This window comes from Paenibacillus sp. FSL R10-2771, assembly GCF_038000205.1.
In the GTDB taxonomy this organism is placed as follows: domain Bacteria; phylum Bacillota; class Bacilli; order Paenibacillales; family Paenibacillaceae; genus Paenibacillus_AQ; species Paenibacillus_AQ phytohabitans.
Map to the genome: position 1 here is coordinate 4,770,543 of NZ_JBBOBM010000001.1, position 26,766 is coordinate 4,797,308.

Annotated in this window: 20 protein-coding genes and 2 tRNA genes; 3 read left to right on the forward strand and 19 right to left on the reverse strand. The window is 52.0% G+C overall.

From position 1 onward, the window contains the following. The first annotated feature begins 526 nt into the window (after positions 1 to 526). Entirely contained in the window at positions 527 to 853 is a 327-nt protein-coding gene (locus NSU14_RS20535) for a hypothetical protein (RefSeq protein WP_340947149.1), read from the forward strand. On the opposite strand, the gene NSU14_RS20540 is transcribed toward NSU14_RS20535, so the two are convergent. From NSU14_RS20540 to nrdR, 6 genes are all read right to left on the reverse strand, one after another. Next, complete coding sequence (locus NSU14_RS20540; protein WP_340947151.1) at positions 809 to 1,135, reverse strand: hypothetical protein; 327 nt, start codon at positions 1,133 to 1,135, stop codon at positions 809 to 811. The genes NSU14_RS20535 and NSU14_RS20540 overlap by 45 nt on opposite strands. A gap of 442 nt (positions 1,136 to 1,577) precedes the next feature. Further along, positions 1,578 to 2,336 carry an ImmA/IrrE family metallo-endopeptidase gene (locus NSU14_RS20545; RefSeq protein ID WP_340947153.1) on the reverse strand — a complete coding sequence of 253 codons (759 nt, stop codon included), beginning with the start codon at positions 2,334 to 2,336 and terminating at the stop codon, positions 1,578 to 1,580. After that, a complete protein-coding gene (locus tag NSU14_RS20550) occupies positions 2,336 to 2,689 on the reverse strand; it encodes an XRE family transcriptional regulator (RefSeq protein ID WP_340947155.1) in 354 nt (117 codons plus the stop codon). Before NSU14_RS20550 ends, NSU14_RS20545 begins: the two co-directional genes overlap by 1 nt. 170 nt (positions 2,690 to 2,859) lie before the next feature. Beyond that, positions 2,860 to 2,932: transfer RNA gene (locus NSU14_RS20555), tRNA-Lys, on the reverse strand. A 6-nt stretch (positions 2,933 to 2,938) separates the two neighbouring features. Next, positions 2,939 to 3,014: transfer RNA gene (locus NSU14_RS20560), tRNA-Ala, on the reverse strand. A gap of 246 nt (positions 3,015 to 3,260) precedes the next feature. Next, positions 3,261 to 3,737 (reverse strand): transcriptional regulator NrdR, encoded by a 477-nt coding sequence (nrdR, locus tag NSU14_RS20565; protein WP_039305242.1) that lies wholly within the window; start codon positions 3,735 to 3,737, stop codon positions 3,261 to 3,263. A gap of 163 nt (positions 3,738 to 3,900) precedes the next feature. Here nrdR and NSU14_RS20570 point away from each other — a divergent pair, with 163 nt between their 5' ends. Then, entirely contained in the window at positions 3,901 to 4,119 is a 219-nt protein-coding gene (locus NSU14_RS20570; protein WP_039305013.1) for an alpha/beta-type small acid-soluble spore protein, read from the forward strand. A 99-nt stretch (positions 4,120 to 4,218) separates the two neighbouring features. Here the strand turns inward: NSU14_RS20570 and NSU14_RS20575 are convergent, their stop codons facing one another. The 12 genes from NSU14_RS20575 to NSU14_RS20630 all read right to left on the reverse strand — a co-directional run bounded on the left by NSU14_RS20575 (position 4,219) and on the right by NSU14_RS20630 (position 24,784). Continuing rightward, the gene (locus tag NSU14_RS20575) at positions 4,219 to 4,782 is read right to left on the reverse strand and encodes a lytic transglycosylase domain-containing protein (RefSeq protein WP_042140956.1); all 564 of its coding nucleotides are present in this window, start codon (positions 4,780 to 4,782) and stop codon (positions 4,219 to 4,221) included. Beyond that, positions 4,782 to 5,378 (reverse strand): dephospho-CoA kinase, encoded by a 597-nt coding sequence (gene coaE, locus NSU14_RS20580; RefSeq protein ID WP_042135448.1) that lies wholly within the window; start codon positions 5,376 to 5,378, stop codon positions 4,782 to 4,784. Before coaE ends, NSU14_RS20575 begins: the two co-directional genes overlap by 1 nt. A gap of 9 nt (positions 5,379 to 5,387) precedes the next feature. Then, positions 5,388 to 6,116, reverse strand: coding sequence for a manganese efflux pump (locus tag NSU14_RS20585; protein ID WP_042135446.1), 729 nt, complete (start codon positions 6,114 to 6,116; stop codon positions 5,388 to 5,390). Positions 6,117 to 6,301: 185 nt separating this feature from the next. Next, entirely contained in the window at positions 6,302 to 7,144 is an 843-nt protein-coding gene (mutM, locus tag NSU14_RS20590; RefSeq protein WP_340947160.1) for a DNA-formamidopyrimidine glycosylase, read from the reverse strand. A 51-nt stretch (positions 7,145 to 7,195) separates the two neighbouring features. Further along, a complete protein-coding gene (gene polA, locus NSU14_RS20595) occupies positions 7,196 to 9,868 on the reverse strand; it encodes a DNA polymerase I (RefSeq protein WP_042135442.1) in 2,673 nt (890 codons plus the stop codon). A 229-nt stretch (positions 9,869 to 10,097) separates the two neighbouring features. Continuing rightward, positions 10,098 to 10,757: a phosphate signaling complex protein PhoU gene (gene phoU, locus NSU14_RS20600; RefSeq protein WP_042211754.1), complete on the reverse strand. Its 660-nt coding sequence runs from the start codon at positions 10,755 to 10,757 to the stop codon at positions 10,098 to 10,100. Between the two features lie 123 nt (positions 10,758 to 10,880). Beyond that, complete coding sequence (pstB, locus tag NSU14_RS20605; RefSeq protein ID WP_039304980.1) at positions 10,881 to 11,636, reverse strand: phosphate ABC transporter ATP-binding protein PstB; 756 nt, start codon at positions 11,634 to 11,636, stop codon at positions 10,881 to 10,883. 139 nt (positions 11,637 to 11,775) lie between these two features. After that, positions 11,776 to 12,504 carry a response regulator transcription factor gene (locus NSU14_RS20610; RefSeq protein ID WP_039304977.1) on the reverse strand — a complete coding sequence of 243 codons (729 nt, stop codon included), beginning with the start codon at positions 12,502 to 12,504 and terminating at the stop codon, positions 11,776 to 11,778. A gap of 196 nt (positions 12,505 to 12,700) precedes the next feature. Beyond that, on the reverse strand, positions 12,701 to 14,494 hold the full coding sequence (pnpS, locus tag NSU14_RS20615; RefSeq protein ID WP_042135439.1) for a two-component system histidine kinase PnpS: 1,794 nt from the start codon (positions 14,492 to 14,494) through the stop codon (positions 12,701 to 12,703). 1,219 nt (positions 14,495 to 15,713) lie between these two features. Next, positions 15,714 to 19,553 (reverse strand): carbohydrate binding domain-containing protein, encoded by a 3,840-nt coding sequence (locus NSU14_RS20620; RefSeq protein ID WP_340947165.1) that lies wholly within the window; start codon positions 19,551 to 19,553, stop codon positions 15,714 to 15,716. 87 nt (positions 19,554 to 19,640) lie between these two features. Next, positions 19,641 to 22,682, reverse strand: a complete 3,042-nt coding sequence (locus tag NSU14_RS20625; protein WP_340947167.1) for a carbohydrate binding domain-containing protein — start codon at positions 22,680 to 22,682, stop codon at positions 19,641 to 19,643. A gap of 398 nt (positions 22,683 to 23,080) precedes the next feature. Continuing rightward, positions 23,081 to 24,784, reverse strand: coding sequence for a fumarate hydratase (locus tag NSU14_RS20630; RefSeq protein ID WP_340947169.1), 1,704 nt, complete (start codon positions 24,782 to 24,784; stop codon positions 23,081 to 23,083). Between the two features lie 104 nt (positions 24,785 to 24,888). On the opposite strand from NSU14_RS20630, the gene yfbR reads away from it, so the two are divergent. After that, complete coding sequence (gene yfbR / locus NSU14_RS20635; RefSeq protein WP_081969912.1) at positions 24,889 to 25,515, forward strand: 5'-deoxynucleotidase; 627 nt, start codon at positions 24,889 to 24,891, stop codon at positions 25,513 to 25,515. 98 nt (positions 25,516 to 25,613) lie between these two features. Here the strand turns inward: yfbR and thiH are convergent, their stop codons facing one another. Next, on the reverse strand, positions 25,614 to 26,735 hold the full coding sequence (thiH, locus tag NSU14_RS20640; RefSeq protein WP_340947171.1) for a 2-iminoacetate synthase ThiH: 1,122 nt from the start codon (positions 26,733 to 26,735) through the stop codon (positions 25,614 to 25,616). Between the last annotated feature and the right edge of the window lie 31 nt (positions 26,736 to 26,766).

The following is a 26,766-nucleotide window of genomic DNA, read 5'->3' on the forward strand; positions in this document are numbered from 1 at the left end:
GTTTAAATCTCATTAATTTTTTTACTATCAAGAGCATTTATCGACATTAAATATGATCCTTCTCCTAAAATTACTAATATACGCCTAGATACTCTCTACTATATCATAGGAATGGATAGTTTTGGTATAAAAATAAGTCTCCCGTAATTCGGAAGACCTATTTCTCCATAATAAAGACCTACTTTATTAACAAATCATCAAATTAATCGATAGTCGATCATTACCACTTTTTTCAGAAAATCGGTTTCATATGTCAATACTTTATTTCTCATATGATCCCTTCTTGAAACAGTTCAGCACCGTTATAGTTTACCCCTGCCGTACTCAGGAAAGATCCAATATCCAGCTTGAAAGAATGCTTGATTGTGTCCCGGAAGACGGTGACTCGCTCAATGATGGTGCTGAGCATCATTTTCTTTTTCGGGATGGAAGCATTCTTAATACGTTACGCCATACTGGAATATGCTTCTGAAGAGACTCTACTTCTTTCTGGAGGATCTCCCTGGTCTTTAGTTCGACTTCTGCCTTGGCAACCTTGGTCTGTGGCAAGGCTCAGCATAAAGTGAAATATCCGGGACAAACCCTGGATGAAGTTTACACTTATCTGGACCGGCTGGAAGGCTATGATCTGGCCAATGAAATCAAGGATCTAATAAAGGGGGATATCGAACAGGAAATGGCTGCTTTACGAGCAGCACAGACCGAATTGTCCAAGGTGAACAAGCTGTTGGAGAAATTCAAGGAAGAGGTCATCAAGGTACTTATGGGTGAAAGTGAGTTTACTTCAGATGTATTGAATCCACTGATTCTACAGACCAAAGAAAAGCTCCTTGTGCCCAGCATCTATATTTGACTGAGCTCCATTGGCCAGTGTGCCGTCTGCTTTCAGATAAGATTTCTTATTATAAGTCGTGGTTAGCGTATGACCACAATACCCATAGCCGATTATACCAATCAGAAGCATTTTACTTTTGGTCGTATTGAGCACATATTGATTTTCTTCTTTCTTGCTGTTAACGGGATTTGGTGCTTCACGGATTTGCTGAGCCCGTTCCATTACCGTATCGCATGTCCCCCTTGTACATAGGATTGCTGAATTCCCAGCTTTTTCTTCATCAATTACTACTTGAAGCAATTCATGCCACTTATTATTAATGATACAGGAACGTTAGAGAGGTTTTGCGGCTTTCCCCATTTGTCAGTCGTTTTGTTTTTCGATAAAGGCCTAGTAGAAGTTTCTTTGTGTCGTTATATCATCACCCTTCAATTGTCCTTTGCTAGAGCCTTTAGGAAGATAATTGTTTGAATTTCCTCGTAGTGGATTTAGCTATGGAGATAGCAAAAGAACGGCATCTCTGCCGTTCTTTTGAGGGACCTCAGTAATTCGAATCAAATTATTCATCTATCAATAAATTCAATCTTTTTATTGGACCCGATTAATATTTCGGCCAATACCTCAGAATGAATGTATAATGTATCGTATAGTTCATCCAGCCAGCCCAGTATGTCACTTTTTTGGTAAGTCACGGCGAAATTTATAATATTGGCATCAATAAACACTTTTCCTTTACGGCTCGTCATTCTTTCTTATCCTCTGACGCTTCAGCAGTCACCATTAGCGTTAATGCGGCCTCTTGATATTCCCTGGCTTGCTCGGGAGCGATATGTGCCAAGAGGTTCGCTGCCTCCAATAAAGAGAGTTTACCATGCCCCAGAACAGATGAGACAACATTGGTATATCTTTCAAAAGACTCCTCGGTATAAGCATCATCAAACGGACTGGCTGGCAAAGTAAATTTGCTGCGCTGCTCTTTCCACTCCGCATCCGTCAGTTTTAACAATTCTTTTGTGATAGGTAGCTCTAATTCATTCACGCGTCTGGCAACGGCCTCATAAGGAACAGCCGCCATATCTGCAATCACCAAAACAGCCTTCGACTCTTTTAATGTCTTCTTAAGCTTCGGCCACAACAGGCGAATAATCTGCCGAGGCATCATCAGAGCTGCCGCAAATCGATCTGCAGCCCGTTCCGTATCCAACTGTTCGGGTAATAAATGTTCAAAATTCATAACATGCCAAAGCTCATGAGCAGCGGTATAATAACGGGTTCTCAAAGGCTGGTATGTATTAAGCATCACATATTTATCATCGTCAAAACCTACTGTAGCACCAAAAAAAAGAGGGTCCGGGATATTCTGATAAATAACGGGTGCGTGCTCCCGCAATTTCTCTTCGACTCCCGAGCCAATAAAGGTTAGCGCTCCAATTTGTTCAGTAAGCACCTCATATGCAAAATTTTCACCCATCTGTTCAGACTGTTGTTTTATGGAAGACATTACCTTTCCACCTTCACATGTTCCTTTTCCAGTTGACGGCTATTCTGAATAGCATTCAGTAGAATATTCAAATGCCGTTTAGCAATCCGCGAATCCGCTTTCCCCCTTAAACTTAGGGTATATTCCTTCTTCTCCACTTGTTCAGGAGTTAACAATTCTTCTATGGTAATTTCCATCACACCGGCAACTTGCACCATACGCTTGGGCAGGAATTGACGCTCACCGCTCAGAATATGCCCCATCAATGCTTTGCTTACCTCAATTTGATCAGCAAGCCACTGAATGGACTTGTCGTTCGCAGCCATCCATGATTTCACTTTTGCAATTGCCACCTGATTCAATTCATTAGCCATACGAACATACCCCCAATAAAAATTTTACAACATAAAGACCTATTTCTATTTATACGCCAAACTGAGTTTAATGTGTAGACGAATACAAAGTATATGATTACCGTCTACAAATTTTTTATACGTTATAATGAAGACAACAAAAAAACGGCATCTCTGCCGTTTCTTTAGGATGGACTCTCAGGGGCTCGAACCCTGGACAAATAGATTAAGAGTCTACTGCTCTACCAACTGAGCTAAGAGTCCGTAGTATGGTGGAGAATAGGGGGCTCGAACCCCTGACCTCATCGCTGCCAGCGATGCGCTCTCCCAGCTGAGCTAATTCCCCATACGCTTGATTTCGAATCACATTATGTATTCTGAAATCCATTTTGAGCGGTTCGTTCAAATCGCTTTCAAGTTGTTATGTTTCGTAGGCGACTTCTATATAATACAGAAATTCAGCATCAGTGTCAACACTTTTACAAAATTAATTAATTTCTATGCAGAGGCGCTTCACACAGAGGCCAGCCTCACAATATCAAGGCTAGCCCCTTTATGCCAGGAATGGCACATTACCTCTTCACAAAGCCTCCTACAGCCCGTCCAGCTCCTCAGTCCCCTTAGAGAGCAGTCCCTTCAGTTCCTTCATAAACATGTTGATGTCCTTGAACTGACGGTACACGGACGCGAAGCGGACGTAAGCTACCTCGTCTACAGGATAGAGCTGCTCCATGACCAGCTCGCCGATCTGGCGGCTCTCGATCTCGGCCAGGGCGATGCCGCGCAGGCTTTTCTCAACCTCGGATACGATGACTTCCAGACGCTCTACAGAAACGGGACGTTTCTCACAGGCGCGGATGAGGCCACGGAGGATTTTGTCACGGCTGAACTCTTCGCGGCTGCCGTCTTTTTTGATGACAATCAGCGGGGTCTCTTCAATCATTTCGAAGGTGGTGAAGCGGCGGCTGCACAGTTCGCATTCGCGCCTGCGGCGGATTGACTTATTCTCATTGGCTGGACGGGAGTCAAGCACTTTGGTATTGGTGTGATCACAGTAAGGGCATTTCATAAGCTTCATCACTTCCTCATAGTAAGAATGGGTATGCCCCGCTCCTGAAAACCCAGGCTACACGGGGATATGTTAATTTCCAGAAATCACCGTTTATTTGTTGTTATGAATATGGCAAGTCCGGCACATAATACAGTTACCAACCGATAGGAGGTGAACAGCAATGAGCCAAAACAACAGCTCCAATAACCTGGTAGCTCCAAATTCACGCGGTGCCTTGGAACAACTGAAATTCGAAGTTGCCCAAGAACTAGGTATCACCCTCTCCCCAGATGGATACCAAGGCAATAAAACTTCTTACGAAAACGGTTCGATCGGTGGTTACATCACTAAACGTCTTGTAACCCTGGCTGAACAGCAATTGGCAGGTCAATACAAATAACCTGTCTCCATAAGCTTGCCTAAAGAAGTATTGAACGGCCTCCGGGCCGTTTGATGCTTCTTTTTATGTCGGCACAAATGCAATATTTAAAGCAGAGCCTCAGAATTCACTGTAGAGCTCCGTGTATTGGTCATAATAATAAATGACGCGCTGTACATAATGACGGGTCTCGCCGAACGGGATATCCTTCACAGACGCTTCTGTTCCGTCCCACCGGCCTTCATCCAGCCAGCTCTGTACTTTGCCGGGTCCGGCATTATAGGCGGCTATAACCGCTGTCCGGTTGCCGTCAAACTGCCGCGAAAGCGTAGACAAATACCAGGTGCCCAGTTCGATATTGGAGGATGGCTCTTCTTTTAGCCGCTCAAGAGACACATCGGGAAGCTTGGCCTTTTCCAGCGCCCACTTGGCGGTATCCGGCATCAGCTGCATCAGTCCGAGTGCACCCTTTTTGGATTCGCGTCCGGTCTTGAAATTGGTCTCAACGCGGATAATTGACGCCACCAGGAACGGGTCCATCTCATAAGTAAGGCTGTGTTTGCGGATCTCATCTTTATAATGTATCGGATAAAACCACGACATCCAATTGGTGCCCAGGAACAGGATCGCTGTAAAGCCGATAAACAGCAGCAGCAGTACTCTTTTTTTGCGCAGCCACTTCATCATGAGAGGCCCAGCCTGTCCCACAGGCCGGCAACCTGCCGCTCCGTAGCTCCGGGATCACCGCTGTTGTCGATCACATAGTCGGCTTTCCTGCGCTTCAGTTCGATGTCCATTTGCGACTTCAGCCGGTTCTCGGCTTGTTCCAGCGTCATTCCGTTCCGCGCCATGAGCCTGGCCAGTTGGACTCTGCGGGGCACATATACCACAATAATCTGATCGAATAAATTGTCCAGCTGTGATTCATAGAGCAGCGGAATATCCACAATAACCAGCCGTTGCGGATCTTCCTGATCTAACGCATACATACGGTCCTTAATTTCTGTGCGGATCGCCGGATGTGTCAGATTGTTCAAGGTCTGAAGTGCTTCCGGATCCCGGAAAACCATCTCCCCCAGCCTCGCCCGGTCCAGTGTTCCGTCCGGCTGCAGAATCGTCTCTCCAAAAGCCTGTACAGCAGCGGCCAGCACCGGATGTCCGGGGAGCATAACCTCTCTGGCGATGACGTCGGCATCCACCAGAGCAGCTCCCTTAGCGACAAACAGTGCGGACACGGTGCTTTTTCCGGAAGCAATCCCTCCGGTTAAGCCCATAATCATGTACTCACCTCATAATAGCTTCATTATACCCATTGCAATCAATAATAACGCCGGCAGAACAGCCGCATGCTTCATCCAGTAGCTGCCTGACAATCTTAGCCCTGTCTTCATCCCCAATAGCAGAAATGTTCCACTGAACACAGCGATCATCAGCGAGGTCGACACCGGGCTGAACCCGAGCAGCGCAGCACCGAGACCAGCGCCGAAGGCATCCAGCGAGAGCGCAATGCCCAGGACCATAGCTTCCATGGAGGAAATACTCCCGGAAGCATCCATATCGGCGGAAGACGGGGTGCGGAGGATCTGAATGACTACTCCCAGATGCCGGAGCTCCAGTGAGAATACAGCCGGCTTCAGCACCTCTGCCTCTGCCTCAATCGCAGCGGCAGCAGCCGTCTCCAGCAAGGCTTGCCGGTCTGGCAACCCGTCTCCGGCTCCCAGCCCTGCTTCCCCCTGCTCCTTCTCTTTCTGTGTCAGCATCTGGAACAGCGACCAGCAGCCCATCAAGACGAGAATAACCGCTCCGATACTGGAAGCGGCATGCGGTGAGACCACCTTGGCCAGCAGCACGCCGACCTGCATAGACACACAAATGACTACCCCCGAACAGAGCGAGATAATCATAATTGAGAGCAAAGGAATTTTCATTTTACGCAGTCCATATGTAATGCCTACACCAAATCCGTCCAAACTAAGAGCAAACGCAAGCAGCAGCAATGACAACAATGGGCTCAGCACCCGCAATCCCTCCCGTGAAGAACCGGAACCTGGCGGCCTTGTCAGCCGGGTTCCGTTCGCCTTAATCAGCAATCTTCACACATTATATGGGCGGGACGGGCAGTGAGTGCCTGCCTTTTGATGGAGCATGGACAACACCGCTTATAATTTCCTTATAAATCCATTTCATACGCCCGGCTGAATGCTTACCTTATCTGCACCGGTACAGGCTGGCAGCTCGGACAATAATGCGTGCCCCGGCCGCCGACAACACTTTTCTCAATTAACGTTCCGCAGGTAGCGCAAGGCTGATCCTTGCGTCCGTATATGCGGTGCTGATCCTGGTAATTCCCGCTTTCCCCCTGGCCGTTGACATACGACTTCACTGAGGAGCCTCCCGCATTCACCGCCTCTGTCAAGGTTGCAACGATCGCATGATGCAGCCTGGCCAGATGGTCCTCCGAGAGAGAGTTTGCGGTTTCTTCCGGATGAATACCGGCACGGTGCAGGGATTCATCCACATAAATATTGCCGATACCGACAATATATTCCTGATTCAGCAGCAGCGGCTTAATTTTGGTGCTTCTCTTCGAGACAATCTGCTTGAAACGCTCCAGGGTGAACTCTGCATCCAGCGGTTCCTGTCCCAGCTTATTCAGCGGCTTCAGCAGCAGATCCTCACCCGGCTGGAACAGATGCATCGTTCCGAACTGGCGCACATCGGTATAACGCAGCTCCGTACCATCGGTGAAATGGAAAATCACATGAGTATGCTTGTCCAGCGGCTCGCCCTCCCGGTAAACACCGTAACGGCCCTCCATCCGCAGATGGGAGACCATCACAAGTCCATCGAAGACGAACCGCAGGAACTTGCCTCTGCGCTCAACCGTTACTACGCTATGGCCTGCCAGCATATGGGCAAAAGCCTGAATATCATCCGGCCGCTGAATAATCCGCGGCAGCCGGACGGTGACATGCTCTATCTGCTTGCCTGTAATTAAATCATTAAGTGTTCTTCTGACTGTTTCGACTTCCGGCAGTTCCGGCATAATGGCTCACCTCCACTCCATTATACCGGATATCCAGCGGATGCGGGGAGCCTATTTCGCTTCATACCAGTTACTGCCAAAACTTACCTCTGCCTTCAAGGGAACGGACAGCTTCAGCGCTCCGGCCATAACCTCCGGCAGCAACTGCTTCATCTGCTCCAGTTCATCTTCCGGCACCTCGAACACAAGCTCATCGTGCACCTGCAGCAGCATGCGGCTCTTCAGCCCGCGCTCGTACAGGGCCTTGTCCATGTGAACCATTGCCAGCTTGATAATATCGGCAGCCGTTCCCTGGATCGGCGTATTCATGGCGGTACGTTCGGCGAAAGAACGCAGATTGAAGTTCTTCGCATTGATCTCCGGCAGATAGCGTCGGCGCTCCAGCAAGGTGGTCACATACCCCTGCTTGCGTGCCTCGACCACGATATCATCCATATAGCGGCGGACACCCTTGAACACTTCGAAATACTGTTCAATGAACTGGGCCGCTTCCTTGCGCGGAATGTTCAGGTTCTGTGACAGGCCATAATCACTGATGCCATACACAATCCCGAAGTTAACCGCCTTGGCAGAACGGCGCATATTGCTGTCCACCATATCGGCTGTAACGCCGAATACGTCCATCGCGGTCTTCGTGTGAATATCCATGTCTTCTACAAAAGCTTCCTTCATCCGCTCATCGCCGGAGATATGTGCCAGCACCCGCAGCTCAATCTGCGAGTAATCCGCCGCCAGAATCGACCAGCCGGGTTCGGAAGGCACGAACACCTTACGGATCTTGCGGCCTTCTTCCAGCCGGATCGGAATATTCTGCAGGTTCGGGAACTGGCTGCTGAGACGTCCCGTTGCGGCAATCGTCTGCCGGTAGAAAGTATGGACCTTGCCGGTCTCCGGCGAGATTTCCTTCAGCAGGCCTTCCACATAGGTGGATTGCAGCTTGGCAATGGAACGGTATTGCAGGATCAGGCGCACAGCGTCATGGTAAGGAGCCAGCTTCTCCAGTACCTCGGCATCGGTGGAATACCCGGTCTTCGTCTTCTTGACGACAGGCAGGCCGAGCTTCACGAACAGGATTTCCCCCAGCTGCTTCGGTGAATTGAGATTGAATTCTGTTCCGCAGATCGAATAGATTTCTCCAACCAGCCTGGAGATTTGTGCTTCGAATTCTTTGCCGAGCTCTATGAGGTCATCTTTGTTAACCGCAATACCCTGCTTCTCCATATCGGCAAGAATCCGCGAGAGCGGCATTTCCAGATCCTGAAACAGTCCGGTCATCGCGGTCTCTTCCAGCTCCTCCTGCTGCTTCTGCACGATGCCGAGCACGGTTGCGCTCTTGCGGGCTACGTGATTTCCGAGAATCTCAAGCTCCGGTATTCTATATTTGGCCCCTTTGCCGAATACATCTTCATCAGGCGATAAGCGGGGCAGTCCGTATTTGCTCGTGAGGTCATTCAGATTCTGGTTCGCTTCCGTCGGGTCGAGCAGATATGCGGCAAGCTGGACATCATTAGCAGCTCCGGCAAAAGCAATCCCCTGCCAATGCAGCGCCAGATCGGCACGGTGCAGGTCATACCCGCTCTTCGGCGCTTTGTCATCGCCGAGCCAGTCCCGCAGCGGCGCCGCAGCGGCGCTCTTCAGCAGGGCAAACGGCACGAAGTAGTGCTGATCCGGCGAAGACAGCCCGAGACCAATGACCTCTGCACGGTGCGGATTCTCACCATTCGATTCCACATGCAGCGCCGAAATGCCCGGCAGCGCAGCAATCAGGTCAGCCAATCCGGCTTCATCCACTATAGTGATATTAAGCGCTGCTGCTTCCACCGCTGCTGGATCTGAACTGCTGCCATCGGCCGCATGCGAATAAGCGCTCAGTGACAGGCGTTCGAGCAGGGATTTGAATTCGAGCTTAGCGAGTGCAGGACCAGCCGTATCCGTATTGATACCGCTGAAGACCATATCCTCCCAGGCATGCGCCAGCGGAACTTCGCGGTAGATCGTCGCCAGCTTCTTGCTCATGATGGCGCTGTCAGCATGCTCCTCCAGCTTTTCCTTCATTTTGCCCTTCAGCTCACCGGTTCCGGCCAGTACCCCTTCTACTGATCCGAACTGCTGGAGCAGCTTGAGCGCTGTCTTCTCCCCTACTCCCGGCACACCGGGAATATTGTCACTGGCATCGCCCATCAGCCCTTTCAGATCGATGATCTGCTCCGGGGTAAGATCATATTTGTCCCGGATCTGCTGCGGCCCGTACAGCTCTACTTCCGTAACGCCCTTACGGACCAGCGCGACGGTTGTATGCTCTGACGCCAGCTGCAGCATGTCCTTATCCCCGGACACAATCATTACCTGCCGCCCTGCGGCATCCGCCTCGCGGGAGATGGTGCCGATAATATCGTCAGCTTCATAGCCGCCGATCTCAAACTGCGGCACCCCTAATCCCTGCAGCAATTCCTTCAGCAGCGGGAACTGTTCGGACAATTCCGGCGGGGTCTTTTGGCGTCCGCCTTTATAGTCTTCATACCCTTCATGCCGGAAGGTAATCTTCCCGGCGTCGAAGGCCACAATCATATGACTCGGCTTATGCTCTTCAATCAAACGCAGAAGCATCGTCGTGAAACCGTACACCGCATTCGTCTGCTGTCCTGCTGTATTCGTCAGCGGCGGCATCGCGAAAAACGCCCGGTAAATGATATTATTTCCATCAATCAGTATCAGCTTGTCCACTCTAGCACCTCGCCTTTATCTTGCTTACTTCTTATATAGTACCATATGCCCCGCACCAAGTTGAAACATAAGGATGATTGATTTTAGTGAAGCCTATTCATGAAGCCCGCCGGATTCACGCGGGGTCTGCAGCTTATGGCATCCTAAGCAGGATTTCCAATCAGACAGCGCTTTAAAACAAAAAAGGCAAGCCTCCGGGGATGAAGGCTTGCTGTCGTGCCTGATGCTTTTATTGATTCAGATCCGGACGTTTGCCCGTTACAAGATAAACTACGCTCTCGCCAATGTTGGTCGCATGATCCGCGATACGCTCAATATAGCGGCCAACCAGCGTAAGCAGCATAGCTTGATTAACCGACTCGGGCTTCTGAACCATGTAAGTGTACAGTTCATTAATCATTGCACTGTACAGCCCGTCGACCTGATCGTCGTCCTGGGCCATTTTGTAGGCCAGATCCGTATTCTCATCCAGATAGGACTGAATTGCCTCTGAGATCATTACCGTAACAATCTCGGCCATCCGCGGAATATCCACAAGCGGTTTAATCAGCTGCTGCCCTTGGATCCGCATCGTTACCTTAGCCACATCCAGTGCCAGATCGCCCATACGTTCGAGGTCACTGGAGATTTTGAAGGCTACAATGATGCGGCGCAGATCCTTGGCTACCGGCTGCTGGGTGATGATCAGCCGTGAGCCGATCTCCATAATCCGGTCTTCCATCGCATTCAGCCGTAAATCGTTCTTAACAATTTCCTGTGCCCGTACGGTGTCCAGATTCTGCAAAGCAAGTACTGCACCTTCCAGCGCATCCGTAACATGCTCGCCCATCTGCTCCAGCAGACTACGCAGCTCTTCCAGATCTTTATCGAATTCTTTTCTGCGAATCATATTGAAAACGATCCTCCTCAAAAACATATGGTCATATAGAGTGAACTTAAGAATACGCCGTAAAGCATTCTTAAGTTCAGCTTATACCGCTGATTTCCTTCCGGGAACGGATTCCTCTGCCGTTTAACCGAAGCGTCCGGATATATAATCTTCAGTGCGGGAGTCTTTGGGATTCGAGAACAGCAGTTCCGTATCCTGAGCCTCCACGATAACGCCGTTCAGGAAAAATACGGTGCGCCCCGACACCCGGGCGGCCTGATGCATATTATGCGTGACCATTACAATCGTATACTTATCCCGCAGCTCCTGTACCAGCTCCTCAATCTTCAGCGTGGACACCGGATCAAGTGCGGAGGTGGCCTCGTCCATCAGCAGAATATCCGGCTGTACGGCAAGGGCTCTGGCGATGCAGAGACGCTGCTGCTGGCCACCGGACAAGCTGAGTGCAGACTTTTTGAGGAAATCCTTCACTTCCTCCCAGAGTGCGGATTGGCGCAGGCTTTGCTCCACAATGACATCAAGCTCGGCTTTGCCCTTCACCCCATGGAGGCGCGGACCATAAGCTACATTGTCATAAATCGACTTGGGAAAAGGATTGGGCTGCTGGAACACCATACCTACCTGCTTGCGCAGACTTTCCACTTCAATCTCGTCGCTGTAAATATTTTTACCGCCGATGTTTACTGTTCCTTCAATACGCGTTCCGGGAATCATGTCGTTCATTCGGTTTAGGGTACGCAGCAGCGTGGACTTTCCGCAGCCGGAAGGACCGATAAAAGCGGTAACCTGTTTCTCCGGAATTTGCAGATCCACATTCTTCAGCGCGTGAAATGACTCATAGTAGAGATCAAGTTTCTCTATGTCAATGATGGATTTCATTAGTTTCTGTTGTCTCCTTCTCATCATCTTCGTTCCCCATGATAAGCTTTCAGTGTAAATAGAGCTCCAGAGAATTGTTAACGCTGTGTAAAATCAAAATTCAGCAGGACAGGTGTATCTGAAAAAGAACACCGCCATATCAAATGACTGGTGTTCTCTTCTTGTTCACGACCAGCTTATAGCCGACCCCGCGGATGGAATCAATATGCACGGATTCAGGATCAAGCTCAAGCTTCTTGCGCAGCGAGCTGACATGAACGTCTACAGTACGCTGGCCGCCGATATAATCAAAACCCCAGACCGCATTCATCAGATCATCACGCGTCAGAACCACACCCGGCTTCCGGGCCAGATACAGCAGGACTTCAAACTCCTTGGGACGCAGATTAATGCTCTGTCCGCCCAGAGAGACTTCATAACGTTCCGGGTAGATTTCCAGCTGTCCCAGGATAATGGTCGAAGCAGATACCGCCGTTTCCGGTGGGGCTTCCTCGGCAAGACCGGATATCCGGCGCAGGACCGCGCTGACACGGGCCAGTAATTCGGAGACGCCAAACGGCTTGGTTATGTAATCGTCGGCCCCCGATTTCAGGCCCCGGACTACATCTTCTTCGGCATTCTTGGCCGTCAGTACAATGACCGGTGTACGTATGCCCTGTCCACGCAATTTATCCAGAATGTCAATGCCGTTCATGCCGGGCAGCATAAGATCCAGTACGATCAAATCAAAAGGTTCTCTAGTCGCACGGTCATATCCTGCCGTTCCATGATCCTCCACCGTCACTTCATAGCCTTCCTGTGTCAAATTATAAGACAGCAGCCGGGCCAGTGTCGGTTCGTCTTCAATGACAAGCAATCGTTGTGCCATAGGTTCCCCCGTCTTTTCATAGGTTATTAAATTTACAAAACTGCACACATGCACATCATAGCACCACAATGTTAACTTGGTGTAAAATTACGAATTTAATATTACCCCTTTGCCAGCATACAATCAAATCAGGACATACGCCCTATCCACGGGCTAAAGAAGGATGTCCTGCCAGAATTGAATCGTTGCTTGCAGGTTACTCGTTCTCTTCCTGCAGCAGCGGAAGTTCCAGGATAAAAGAGCTGCCGATGCCCAGATCGCTCTCTACTGTAATTGATCCTCTGTGCAGCTCTACCAGATGCTTCACGATGGACAAGCCCAGGCCGGTTCCGCCGGAGCTTCTGGAGCGGGCTTTGTCCACCCGGTAGAAGCGCTCGAAGATCCGCGGCAGATCCTTGCGCGGAATCCCCATGCCCGTATCGCTCACGGTAAAGCGCACACTCTCCGTTCCGTCTGCCTTTTGAACGTTGGCTACGGTTACCCTTACATTTCCCCCGTCCTGCGTGTAGTTAATCGCATTCGAGAGCAGATTCATGAAGATCTGGCGCAGCTTGTCTTCATCCCCCTCGATAAACAGCTCCGCAGGTACATCCGAGCTCAAGGTGATCTTCTTTTTCTCCGCCACCTTGCTGAGTGTTTCCAGCACAGAATCGAAGAACTCGATCAAATGAACCGGCGAGCAGTCCAGCTGGACGCGTTTGGATTCGATTTTGGACAATTCCAGAATATCTCCAATCAGGCGGTTGAGCCGTTCGTTCTCATCATAAATAATCTGCAGGAACGAACGTGCGGTCTTCTCATCCGTAACGCCTCCGCCGAGCAGGGTTTCGGCGAAGCCTTTTACCGCAGCTACCGGTGTCTTCAGCTCATGGGAGACATTCGCGACGAATTCGCTGCGCATTTTCTCCAGACGGCGGATTTCCGTCACCTCCTGCAGCAGGAACAGCATTCCCCGGGTGGAGCCGTCCTGAATCATCGGCACTCCGTCCAGGCGTACAATCCGCTCCACCGGATTATAGATAATACGCTCTTCATGGACCGGTTCATTACGGGATACGCCTTCTTCAATCAGCCGGGTCAGCTCATAATGATGTTTGATTTCTTTGTAGGAATGCCCGGTCATCTCGCTGTTCTTCACATCAAGGAGCCGTTCTGCCGCACGGTTGAGCAGGGCAATCTCCCCTTCGGCGTTAATCATCACGATCCCGCCGGTCATATTATCGAGTACGCTTTGCAGCAGATCCTCGTTGTCGCGGATGGTCTTCAATTGGGCCTGCAGACTGTCTGCCATCGCGTTGATCGCTGTTGCCAGCTGGCCGATCTCGTCCTTGCGCTTCATCGGCACACGGGCATCGTAATCCAGATCGGTGATACGCCGCGCGACTCTGGTAATCTGCTCAAGTGGCGAGGTCATGCTGGAGGCTACCTTATAGCTCACAAAAGTGGCCGCAATAAACAGCAGCACGAGTCCCCCAGCCATAATCATCCACGCCCGGTTCAGTCCTTCCGTCACTGCATCCAGTCCCATGGAGAGCCGGATATATCCGTCGAAGCCCTGGTCAGAGACTACCGCACCAGCTACATAGAGCATTTCGCGGTCCAGCGTATCACTGTAGCGGATTGCCCGGCCAATCCCTTCTTTCGCGGCGAGCAGCTCCTCTTCCCGGGTAGAGTGGTTGTCCATTTCCAGCGGATTGCGCTCCGAATCGCCAATCACCCGGCCTTCCTTCGTAATGAAGGTGATGCGCGATCCTGTCAGTGTGGATATCGTCCGGGCCTGGTCTGTATAGTAATCCATGGCGTCCGGACTGTGCATATCCTTGAACGTAAACGTGCCGGAGAGCAGATTTATTTCCCGGGACATGTTTTCTTCCAGTACGGAAATATGTGAGTCCTTAAACAGCTGGGCCATAGTAATGCCAGCCCCGGTCATGGATATCCCGATCAGGGCCATGAGTATGAATGTAAGCCGAACGCGGAACGGTTTCATCAGTAGTAGTCCTCTTTCTTATCATTGTGTCCTTGTGAACATCCTACCTCCATTTTCGGCAAAATACCAGATCCGGCGGCGATTATCAACGGAGTGTAAAATGGGTTGCATGAACAGATATTATAGTCTTGGAGTAAAAGCTGCTTTAGCACTTGGATGGACGCTCCGCAAACGGACCGTTGTTCTGATCGGAGTAGGAGCAACGTTAGAACTCGCTGTGGACGCTCCTCCGATCGGAGTAGGAGCAACGTTAGAACTTGCTGTGGACGCTCCGCAAACGGACCGTTGTTCCGATCGCTGTTGTTCCCGGATTTTATTTATTCTCCTTAGCGGTGAAAATCCGTGAACAAAGGCGAACGCTATCGCTTCTCCACAATCAGTCCGTCCGCTCCGCTGTTTAAGAGGGGGAAGTTACGGCAAACCTGTAGACCCTTGAATGCTTCAGCCTCAACACCTCAACACCTCAACACCTCAACACCTCAACACCTCAACCCTCAACCCTCAACCCTCAACCCTCAACCCTTAACCCTCCAACCCTCCAACCCTCCAACCCTCCAACCCTCCAACCCTCCAACCCTCCAACCCTCCAACCCTCCAACCCTCCAATCCTCCAATCCTCAACCATCAACCATCAACCCTCCAATCCTTAATCCCCCCATAAAATAATAGAAGACAAGAAATCGCCCCTTTTAAATGGCTGGACCACACACCATTTAAAAGGAGCGATTCTTTTAACACACATTATAGTCTATAGATCAATATTCTTCCTTTAACTGTTATTAATCAGCAACAAATACCGATGCAACCGCTTATTGTAGCTCAGACCAGAAAGGTTTTTATAAAATCCTGCATAAAATACAACATTTTCTTCATTATATTGGCCCAAATTCAAAATTGTTGTACCAAATGCAGCATTTTCTCTTTTACAAGAGGTTTAACGGGAGGATTGTTGTATTTCGTACAACAATCCTTCCGCACATCCAGATACCTAGGGATCAAAGTTGTAAAACGTACAACAATTATGCCTGCAGAGCTTCTTCAGAGTCTCAATTCTGCCGGTAACTAATCAGGTGTGAAGAGAGAAATGAATTATTGCGCTAATCCCACCAGCGATTACTGGCAACTTGTGGGATTGTTAACTAAAGTGTAGTTAGGAGAGATCATTTCGCTTCTAATAAATAGATGAACCAACTTTTGGTGTAAGCACGGAATGCGTCCATTACTGATCCTTCCAGCGCTGAACGGTCAGCGTGACGGTCTGTGCACCGCCCGCCGGAGTTAGCGACCTGTTCGCAATATCCGCCCCGCCGGATGCTGTCTCTACCGAAGCCCAGCTACCGCGCGTCAGCTTATACGTCACTGCTGTTCCTGCCGGAAGGCTCACGGTGATGGAGTATACACCATCGCTGCCTTTAGTCAGCAAGTACGCCGGATCTGCTGCATTCCAGCTGTTGAAAGACCCCGGTAGATAGACTGGCCCGGATGCTGGTGTAGAACCCGGAACGGTCACCCTGAAGGTTATGCTGTCTGCCTGCGGCTCTCCGGTGCTAAGACTTCCGCCGGTCAGACTCGAGCTGCCAACATTAAAGTGATAATTGCTGCCGCCGTTATTATCCCAGGTTCCGCTGCCGTTATTAAAAGCTGCAGTAAGGCCTGTTGCGGTTCCGAGCTGGATGGTAATCGCCTTGTAACCGCTGAATGCGGATGCCTGCATCTGCACCCCAGGTGAGGTCGTCCAGACTGTTGCCCCATCCAGCTTGTAATGAATATAGGAATTGCTGTAGGACGAATTCTTGTAATAGATCGTGGCCGTATTGCCCACCGGCGTGGCAGTTGGCACCGGAGTCGCGGTCGGCGTAGCCGTCGGTGCCGCTGTCGGCGTAGCCGTCGGTGCCGCTGTAGGCGTAGCCGTCGGTGCCACTGTCGGCGTAGCCGTTGGCGCCACTGTAGGCGTAGCCGTTGGCACCGCTGTAGGCGTAGCCGTTGGCGCCACTGTAGGCGTAGCCGTTGGCACAACTGTCGGCGTGGCCGTTGGCGCCACTGTCGGTGTCGCGGTCGGCGTGGCCGTCGGAACAGCCGGAGCGCCCGCCTGGATTTGCCCGGTAGGGGTATAGGTCCAGATGCCGGTGCCGAACAGATAATTGCTGCCGCCGTTGCTGTCCCAGGTACCGCTGCCGTTATTGAAGCAGGCTTCAAGCTGGGTGGCTGCACCGATATTTATCGTGATTTTGTTATAGCCTGCCACTTCAGCCGCAGGAATCGCTACGCCCGGCGCCGTCGTCCAGGTGCCCGCAGCCGGACGGTAGTGAATGTACGGTGTGGTGTAGCCCTTCTTGTAATAGATCGTCACATTATTCCCCGCCGGAGTTGTGGCCACTGCTGCTGCACTCAGTCCGGACAGATTGCCCGAAGCGTCATACGCTTTGACCTTGTATTCATATGTCGTAGAGGAGGACAAGCCGCTGTCTGTATAAGAAGCAGACGGTGATGTACCGATCTTAATGCCATCGCGGTAGACCTCGTACCCTGTCACACGAATATTATCGGTAGCTGCATTCCATGTCAGCAAGGCCGAGGAGGCATTGACCACAGCTGCCTGAAGATTAGCCGGCACAGACGGGGCTTCCGTGTCCGGAACTGCAGGCACATCGGTAATAAACGGATGCGTTCCCTCAACGGTTCCCTGCATGCTCTCGGTATATTTTCCGTTTGCCAATGTGTATTTGCCGGCTCCGACATAGACCTGCTGGATATCGCTTTTCGTTACATTACCCTTAGCGTCTGTGGCTTCAATATAGTAGTCCACCAGCTGGTCACGATAATCCGAGATATAACTGAAATACAGATTGCCGATGTCCGTAGCCGGAACCTTCTGCATGATGGCCTTGCTGCTTGGCTGCCAGTCGACCCCGTTGATATCGGTGCTGAGGTCGCGGACCGTCATCGGGTATTCCGTCCAGGCACCAACCTTGGCAGGGTCAATATTGGATATTCCTGCTGCGGCCAGACCCGCCGGGTCATAGACCTTAAAAGTATTGTCCGCAGCATCTGCCGTCTTGTCGCGGTGTGCCCGGACCTTCACCTTGATATCGCTGATACCGCTGGTGTCGAAGGCGTAGGTATAAATGGAGAACACATTATTGAAATGCTGCAGCGTCCAGCCCTCCGCCTTGCTGACATTCGCGCTGCCCGGATTGTACGGGTAACGCTGCGGCCACCATACGGAGGGGCCGGTTTTGTCTTTGGCCAGCTTTTGCGTAACATAAGGCTTGGAGAAATACAGCGATTGATTGAAGGACAGTGCCGGCTTCACGCTGTCATCCACATTCTCATCGTAATACCCGAAGCCGGAGTCCATCGCCGGGAGCAGGAAATACCAGGCTAATTCAGCCGGATTGGCGCCGCCGGCATAATCGCTTGCGGTGTTCCCTTTGACCGGATAAGAGATCATCCAAGGGTTAAGCTGATTGCCCTCGTAAGTCACCTCGCGGTCAATCGGATTGACCGGCTTCCAGTAATTCGGATGCTCATCCAGCCAGATCTGCTCGGCTGTCTTGGCATAATTCAGGGAAGCCTGCAGCAGGGCGAAGTTACGCTCCAGATAGTGGTACCCCTTCTCGAAGGATACGGTCATGCCTTCTTCGACACCGGACAGATTCTTCTTCGGCGCATAAGAGGTGCCGTTCACCTGATTGAAGCTGGCAAACTGGCCTTTCCAGATGCCGAACGGCAGATGCCAGTGGTACCAGGTCGGATCGGAGGAGGAATCCCGGGTATCAATCCATGAGCCGTCCTGAACATGGACTACATCGGAGGCGGCTGGTGTATTATTGCGCAGATACTCGTCAATTCCCATACCGGTAACACCGCTGCTGGCATAGGTCACATTCCCGGCATTGCGCCAGGTCTCCTCGGAACCTGCCCGGCCCGAAGAATTATCCCCGTCATGCGCGACCACAAAAATCTGCTTCTGCGCGACCAGATTCTCATACGGCTTAAGCACATCTGCTTTTACCTGACCCAGATACCCTTCTTCCCATGACTGCGCCTGTGCAACCGGAACGCCGACCACTTTGGATTCTGCCCCGGTTGCCGGGTCCACATAACGGACCCAATGGGCTGTAGAGGCAAAAGGATACTTGTTATAGACAACCTGCTGTTCGTTGAACATCGGTTCATTCACCCAGGAGCCTACGGTGCTGACATTCTGCAGATCACTGCGGTTGGGCGGTGAGACCATCGTATCCGTGCCGGGACTGTTCAGCAGCGGATAGTCCTTAAGCGTACGGGAGAAATGGTTGTTGCCGATTACGGACCACTGAATGCCGAGCTTTTGCAGGACGGGAATTATCCGTTCAGAGAAACCCAGCTCTGTCGGGAAAAATCCCTTAGAGGACTTGTAGCTGCTTCCGAGAAAATAAGGCTGAGCCAATGTGGCTCCATGATAGATCATATCCTTGAGCAAATAGTCGTTGCCGACCAGCGGACCCATAGAGTGATGCCCGGAGAAATGGATCAGATCGAGCATGTTGCTGCCGTTTGTTGTTTTGAGCTGATCGACGGCGTTCTTCCAGGGAGTACCCCAAGCCGGATTATTGTATCCGCTTACATTACCCTGCTGAATAATACTGTTCACGTTATTTACAACCGAGCCGGACATTGTAACATGCATCTGCGCCTGGGGATAATTGCTGTGCAGCGTGTTAGCCACGCTCCAGGGCCAGGTTAGATAGGCTCCTGTCTTCGCGTGATGTGAATAATAGGAGACCAGATCATCATGCGGCATCGGGGAACCGTTCGGCAAATAATAGGTATATCCCGCAGGAGGGTTCTGCTTCAACTGGATGACTTCACCATCATACGTATAGCGGATCGGACTTCCTGCCGGGGCAGCGTTATAGGAGTTCAAATCATAGTACGCCCAGAAATTCGGCATATGGTTATGGTACACATGCGTAGCGGCAATATCTGCCGAGACATTGGTGACTGTTGCCGGAACAATCAGAAGCATGCCCAGCAGCAGGGCTGTGATTTTGCGCCAATACTTGGATTTCTTCATCAGCAACCAGCTCCTCTCTCTTCAACCACATCAGCTTATTCAAAAGAACGGGGGCGCCGGAATTCATCCTTTGCCCCCTGTCATTCCCTATTGATCCTTCCAGCGCTGCACGGTCAGCGTGACGGTCTGTGCGCCGCCTGCCGGCGTGAGCGCACGGTTCGCAATATCTGCTCCGCCGGATGCTGTCTCTACCGTAGCCCAGCTGCCGCGCGTCAGCTTATACGTCACTGCTGTCCCTGCCGGAAGGCTCAGGGTGATGGAATAGACTCCGTCACTGCCCTTGGTCAGCAGATATGCGGGGTCAGCCGCATTCCAGCTGTTGAACGACCCGGTCAGATAGACAGGCCCGCTCGCTGGAGTGGTGGCCGGAACAGTGACCCGGAAGGTCACGCTGTCCGCCTGAGGTTCTCCGGTGGTAAGACTTCCCCCCACAAGGCTTGAGCTGCCTGCGCCAAAGTGATAATTGCTGCCGCCGTTGCTGTCCCAGGTTCCGCTGCCGTTATTGAACGCTGCAGTAAGTCCGGTCGCGGTTCCGAGCTCGATGGTAATCGTTTTGTAGCCGCTGAATGCGGATGCCTGCATCTGCACGCCCGGCGAGGTCGTCCAGGTGCTTGCCCCATCCAGCTTGTAATGGATATAGGAGTTGGTATAGGCCGTATTCTTGTAGTAGATCGTCGCTGTATTCCCTACCGGAGTGGCGGTTGGCACCGGGGTTGCTGTCGGTGTAACCGTTGGTGTCGCGGTCGGTGTGGCTGTTGGCGTCGCGGTCGGTGCCACCGTCGGTGTAGCTGTTGGTGTTGCGGTTGGCGTTGGCGTTGGCGTTGGCGTTGGTGTTGCGGTTGGCGTTGGTGTCGCGGTCGGTGTCGGCGTCACCGTTGGTGTTGCCGTTGGCATCGATGACGGCGCAACGGGTCCGCCCGCCTGAATATTCCCGGCCCCAGTATACGTCCAGGTACCGGTACCGAATAAATAATTGCTGCCGCCGTTGCTGTCCCAGGTGCCGCTGCCGTTATTGAAGCAGGCCTCCAGCTGGGTGGCCGCACCGATGTTGATGGTGATTTTGTTGTAACCTGCCACTTCAGCCGCAGGAATTGCTACGCCCGGCGATGTCGTCCAGGTTCCCGCAGCCGGGCGGTAGTGGATGTAAGGTGTGGTGTAGCCCTGCTTGTAATAGATCGTCACACTATTTCCGGCAGGCGTGACGATCAGTGCAGCCGCGCTGAATGCCGAGAGGTTGGCGGCGGCGTCATACGCTTTTATCGTATACGAGTAGTTCGTACTGCCAGATAAGCCGTTGTCTGTGTAAGAGGTAGTTGCCGAGGTCCCAATCTTGACCCCATTGCGGTAAATCTCGTAACCTGTAACCCCGACATAATCGGTGGAAGCCGTCCAGGTCACAAGCGCACTGGAGGCATTCTGCACAGTGGCTGTTACATTCGCCGGAACAGACGGCGCCTGGGTATCAACTATTGGCTGCGTCTTGGAGTAGATTTTGGCGGAGTTCGCACTGAGTGTGACTGTAATTTGCTTCCCGGTTGCCCCGCCGGATTGTACGGTTACCGTGTCTGAGGTATTCAACTGGTTAATCAGTACTGTCCCCACAGTCAGAGTACTTTCGGCGCGCAGCGGAATCGTAACGGTCTGCGATCCGCCCGAAGCGTTACTGAATGCGGAGATGACTTCCTGTCCCACATTGGTCCCGCTGTCAATCCGGCGGGAGAACGCGTACAGGTTCTGGGCAGACCACATTTCACGCTGGGTGCCGGTGCGCAGCGCAGGATTATTTTTGCGGATTTCGTTAAGCTTGGCTACATGCTTGTAGGTGCTGGCGTTCTCATTGAAATAATTCTCCACCACGTTGCCGCTTGCATCACGCTTCACCATAGACCAGCGGTTCCACGTATCAGCAATACCGCCAGTCATAATCTGGCCGTTCCCGTTGCCTTTATTCTGTTCTGTACCCTGGAACACCACCGGGGTTCCGCGCACAGTGAAGATGAAGGACAAGGCATTCTGCAGCTTCTCAACACTGCCTCCGGCCTCTGTCAGGAAGCGGTTGCGGTCATGATTATCAATGAAGGTAACCATATGATTCGCATTGCCGTTGTAATAGGAATCGAGAGCCAGTGTACTCTTAATATTGGAATCGAAGGATTGGCCGTAAGCAAAGCTATTCAGCACGGAGAAGAACAGCGGGAAATCAAGCATCCCCCATTCCTTGCTGCTGCCAACCCAGCGGGAGACAAATTCGGCATTGCCGTCAAAATTCTCTCCGAAGGTGTTCACACCCAGCAGCGTCTGCAGCTCCCCGATATCCGTCGGCTTCATCAGCTTGGCGGCATCAACGCGGGCACCATCTGCACCTGTATAATCAAACCAGCCTTTAATCGAGCTGAAGATGGCCTGCTTGGCGGCAGGAACATCGAAGTCGATATCATCCAGTCCGCCCAGATCGTGATTCTCCAAATAATCCTGGGCCCACTGATCATATCGTCCGTCTGCCAGCGACCAGTTGATATCCCCGTTATGGTGATACCAGGCCGGATTATTGAAAGGGGCAACCGGCTGCAACGCCGGGATATCATAATAAGCCTGGGTTCCCAGCATATAATCGCCGATATGGTTCGGAACAACGTCGATGATGACCTTGATTCCGAGCGCATGCGCTGAATCTACCAGCTCCTTCAGCTTCTCTTTTGTACCGAAATAAGGATTGGCCGCATTGGGATCTTTGACATTGTAGCCGTGGTAGGCTGTGTTCTTCCCTGTCCCGTTATTCTCGCGGTTGGTCATCTGCGGCTCGGCAACCGGAGAGATCCAGATCGCCGTATAGCCCATATTATGAATATAGGGGAGCTTATTGATAACTCCCTGCCAGTCTCCACCCTTCATATAACGGAAATCCTCTTCAGAGGTCTCTCCATAGCGGATGGCGGCTCCTGTTGCATTATTGGAGGAGTCTCCGTCATTGAAACGGTCAACCATAATCTGATAAATCGTGTCATTCTCTGTAACCGTACCGATACTGGCCGCTTCAGCCTTAACTGGAGGCAGAACAAATAAATTCATCGTGATCGAAAGAACCATGGATGTGATAAGGACGGGGATAAGCCAATGTTTACGTTTCATTCTTCATCTCCCTCTCATAAATGCGTATGCACAACACTTTCTGCCAAAAAGAACAAGCTACCGTCTACAGCCTCATCTTACTCACTTCAGGGAAACCGGTTTCCCCACTAAAAATTAACATGGACTTGTATGCGCTGTCAAGACATATAAATTGATCTTCCTTAGAACCCGTATCCCATATAGGATAACGATTCTGCAATACGCAGAAAATCCCCCGTTTAGCATCATCCGGCAGCATGCACCTCCGCGGACAGGCACCGGTTTCGATTTCATTTAGAGGCGCACCGCAAAAAGACCCCTTTCATCAAACAGAAAGAGGTCTCACTATCACTGAATAAATATACTATTTTATTCATATCATCCAACAAATCACTGTCACAGGGAGATTGCTAAGCTGTTTATTTAAATACCGGCTCCCGGAACTGGGCCAGCTTGGCCGCGGAATCCTTCTCCACATCGGCATGCAGGCTGTTGCCATGCGCATCCATGGTGACGATAGCGGCGAATCCGTCTACCTGCAGATGCCACATGGCCTCCGGAATTCCGAACTCCATGAAATCAACCGCGTTAACCTTCTTGATGCATTCCGCATAATACTGGGCTGCACCGCCAATAGCGTTGAGATAGACGCCGCCGTGTTCGCCTAATGCCTTCAACGTTTTCGGGCCCATCCCGCCTTTGCCGATTACTGCACGGATGCCGAATTTCTTAATGATATCGCCTTGATAAGGCTCCTCGCGGATGCTGGTGGTCGGACCGGCAGCCTTCACATGCCAGCCCTCATCATCCTTCAGCATAACCGGACCACAGTGATAGATGACAGCACCGTTCAAGTCGACGGGAGCGTCGTGATCCATCAGATATTTGTGCAGGGCATCGCGGCCGGTGTGCATCTCGCCGGAGAGAATAACTACATCACCAACGCGCAGGCTGCGGATATCCTCCTCGCTGATCGGCGTGGTCAGGCGGATTTCGCGCGAACCACCCGATACGGCGGAGCCTGCGGCAGCAGGTTCGATTACCTTGCCGTTACCCGGGATAGCAGCATCAGAAGCAGCTTCCCCAGTTCCTGACAAGATGGCCGGAGCCGCAGGAATCGTTGCATCCTCTGGAATCATGCCCTGCGAAATGCCGTCAGCAGCAGAGACAGCTACCGGTTCAGTTACTTGCACTAAGGCTTCTTCCCCTTCTACAGAAATGCCTGTGCCGCTCTCATAGAGCCATTCCTTAATGTCCCCGGTTGCCGGATTTACCAGTATCCCCTGACGGCGGAAGGCCCAGCAATTATATGCCACCGAGACAAAGAAGCTCGCCGGCAGCCGGTTCATCACTCCGATTTTGCAGCCCAGCAGCGTAACTTCACCGCCGAAGCCCATCGTTCCGATCCCGAGCTTGTTGGCATTCTCCATAATGTAATCTTCCAGCTTGCCCAGATCTTGGGTGGGATTCACATCCTCGACCTTGCGGAACAGCTGCTTCTTGGCCAGCTCATAGCCCGTTGTACGGTCACCGCCGATGCCTACGCCAATGAAGCCTGCACTGCACCCCTGGCCCTGCGCCTGATAGACCGAATGAAGAATACATTTGCGGATGCCGTCAAGATCACGTCCGGCTTTGCCCAGACCCTCCAGCTCTGCCGGGAGACTATACTGAATATTCTTATTCTCGCAGCCGCCGCCCTTCAGAATGAGCCTTACATCAATGCCTTCCTCTTCCCACTGCTCGAAATGAATCACCGGCGTGCCTGCACCCAGATTGTCCCCGCTGTTCTCACCTGTAAGGGAATCTACGGAATTGGGCCGCAGCTTGCCGTTCTTCGTCGCCCGGATTATCGCGCTATGAATATCCTTCTTCATCTCTATCTGATTCACGCCTACCGGCGTATGAATTATAAAAGTCGGCATCCCTGTATCCTGGCAGATCGGCGATACCTGGAGCTCAGCCATGCCGATATTCTGGGCAATCGTGGTCAGTGCCAGTCCGGAGCGGGTCGCCTTGTCTTCCAGCGCACGCCCTTTGGCGACCGCCCGGCGTACATCACCCGGCAAATTCGTGGAGGTCTCTACGATCAGATTATAAATGCTGTCTTCAAAATGCTGCATCTTCATTCAGTCTCCTCTCCATCTGTTTCAAGCTGCCCTAACTCTGTTACAATTAGTTATTATCATATCATATTAAGCCGCTCATGAAAGGGGTTACTTAAAAATTGAACTACCATTTCTCTGCCTATCTCTACCGGCTGCAATATATCCAGCGCTGGAGCCTCATGCGCAGCACCGCCCCGGAGAACGTGGCGCAGCATTCGTTCCAGGTGGCCCTGCTGGCGCACATGCTGTGCACCATCGGCAATGTCCACTTCGGCCGGTCGCTGAACGCCGACCGCGCATCCACAATGGCGTTGTTCCACGACGCCACCGAGGTATTCACCGGCGACATCGCCACGCCGGTGAAGCATAACAACCCGCTGCTGCTGTCCAGCTTCCGCGAGATGGAGCGGGTCGCCGCTGAGCGCCTCGCGGCGATGATCCCGCCGGAGCTGAGCGCAGTCTATGCGCCGCTCCTGCAGCCGCAGGACAGCCCGCCCGGCTCCGAGGATGCCGGACTGCTCCGCTACGTCAAGGCGGCGGATGTGCTCGACGCCTATCTGAAATGCGTCTGGGAAACCGCCGCAGGCAACCGCGAATTCGCGGCCGCCCGGGAGCAGACGGCTGCGAAGCTGCACGGGCTCGCCCTGCCGGAGATGGAGTATTTCCTTACCCATATGGCTCCGGGCTTCGAGCTGTCGCTGGACGAGCTGTCTTCAAGTATGAGTCCTGAGAAGCCGATCGACTAGCCGGAAACCGTGCGGCCTCTTGAAGAATGCAGCATCGCACCGTCCGTTTAGCCCTGCAATACAAATAACCCGCCTCACGGCGGGGTATTTGTATCAAGTTAAGGCATGGCTAACGGCTCATCCAGGCTGTCCCAGTCCTTGAACACCGGCTGCAGCCCTTTTGCCTCGAGCATCTCCATAATTTCCTGCACGCTGCGGTTGTCAGAGATTTCAAACTGCGGGGTGCCGCCTTCCAGAGAATGTCCGCCTACTTCAGTGGATACCCCTGCAGACATCCTGGTGATGCCGAGATGGACCAGATGATCGCGCAGGGCTGCCGGCTCCCGCGTGGACAGTGAAATACCGGAACGCGGCAGAAACAGGCGGTAGGCCAGGATAATCTGCACCAGCGCACGGTCGGTTACATCACTCGCAGGATTAAATTCCCCCAGGTACGGCCGAAAACGGGGAATGGACAAACCGATTTCGCACTCCGGATACTTGTCCTGTAAGTACCTGGCGTGCAGTGCAGTCGCGAGGGCCTCCTGACGCCATTCGTACATTCCCAGCAGGGCTCCGATATTTACCGAGCGGAATCCGGCCAGGCAGCCACGCTCAGGCGCATCCAGTCGGTTGCGGTACACCCGCTTGGGACCCTTCACATGCAGCTGGCGGTAAGTCTCCTGATGATAGACCTCCTGATACAGCGTCAGACCGTCTACTCCTGCCTGTCTGAGGTCAGCGTATTCTTCGGTAGTGAGCGGATTCACTTCAATGCTGACTGAAGAGAAATAGCCGCGGAGCACCTCCACGCAGTCTTTCAGATAACTGACCGGACTTTCATTCCGGGATTCTCCGGTCAGAATCAGAATGTGGCGCAGCCCTGTGGCTGCGATTGTTTCCGCTTCCCGCCGGACCTCCTCCAGTGTCAGTTTTTTGCGCGGAAAATCATAGATTGAGCTAAAGCTGCAGTAGGTACAATGGTTGACGCAGAAATCAGCCAGATACATCGGTGTAAACAGCTGCATCACATGACCGAATTGCGTACGTGTCAATCTATGCGCCTTCTGCGCCATCTCTTCGAGGTAAGGCTCCGCTGCCGGTGACAGCAAAGCCATCAGCCCGTCCTCGTCCAGCCGCTCCAGACGAAGCGCCCGCTTCACATCAAGCGCAGTATACTGCTTCCATACCCCCTCGTAGGGAAGCTTGTCCAGCCGTGTCAGCCTATCATAAAAGCTCATGTCCTTCCTCCCTCTTCATAAACAGCATTAG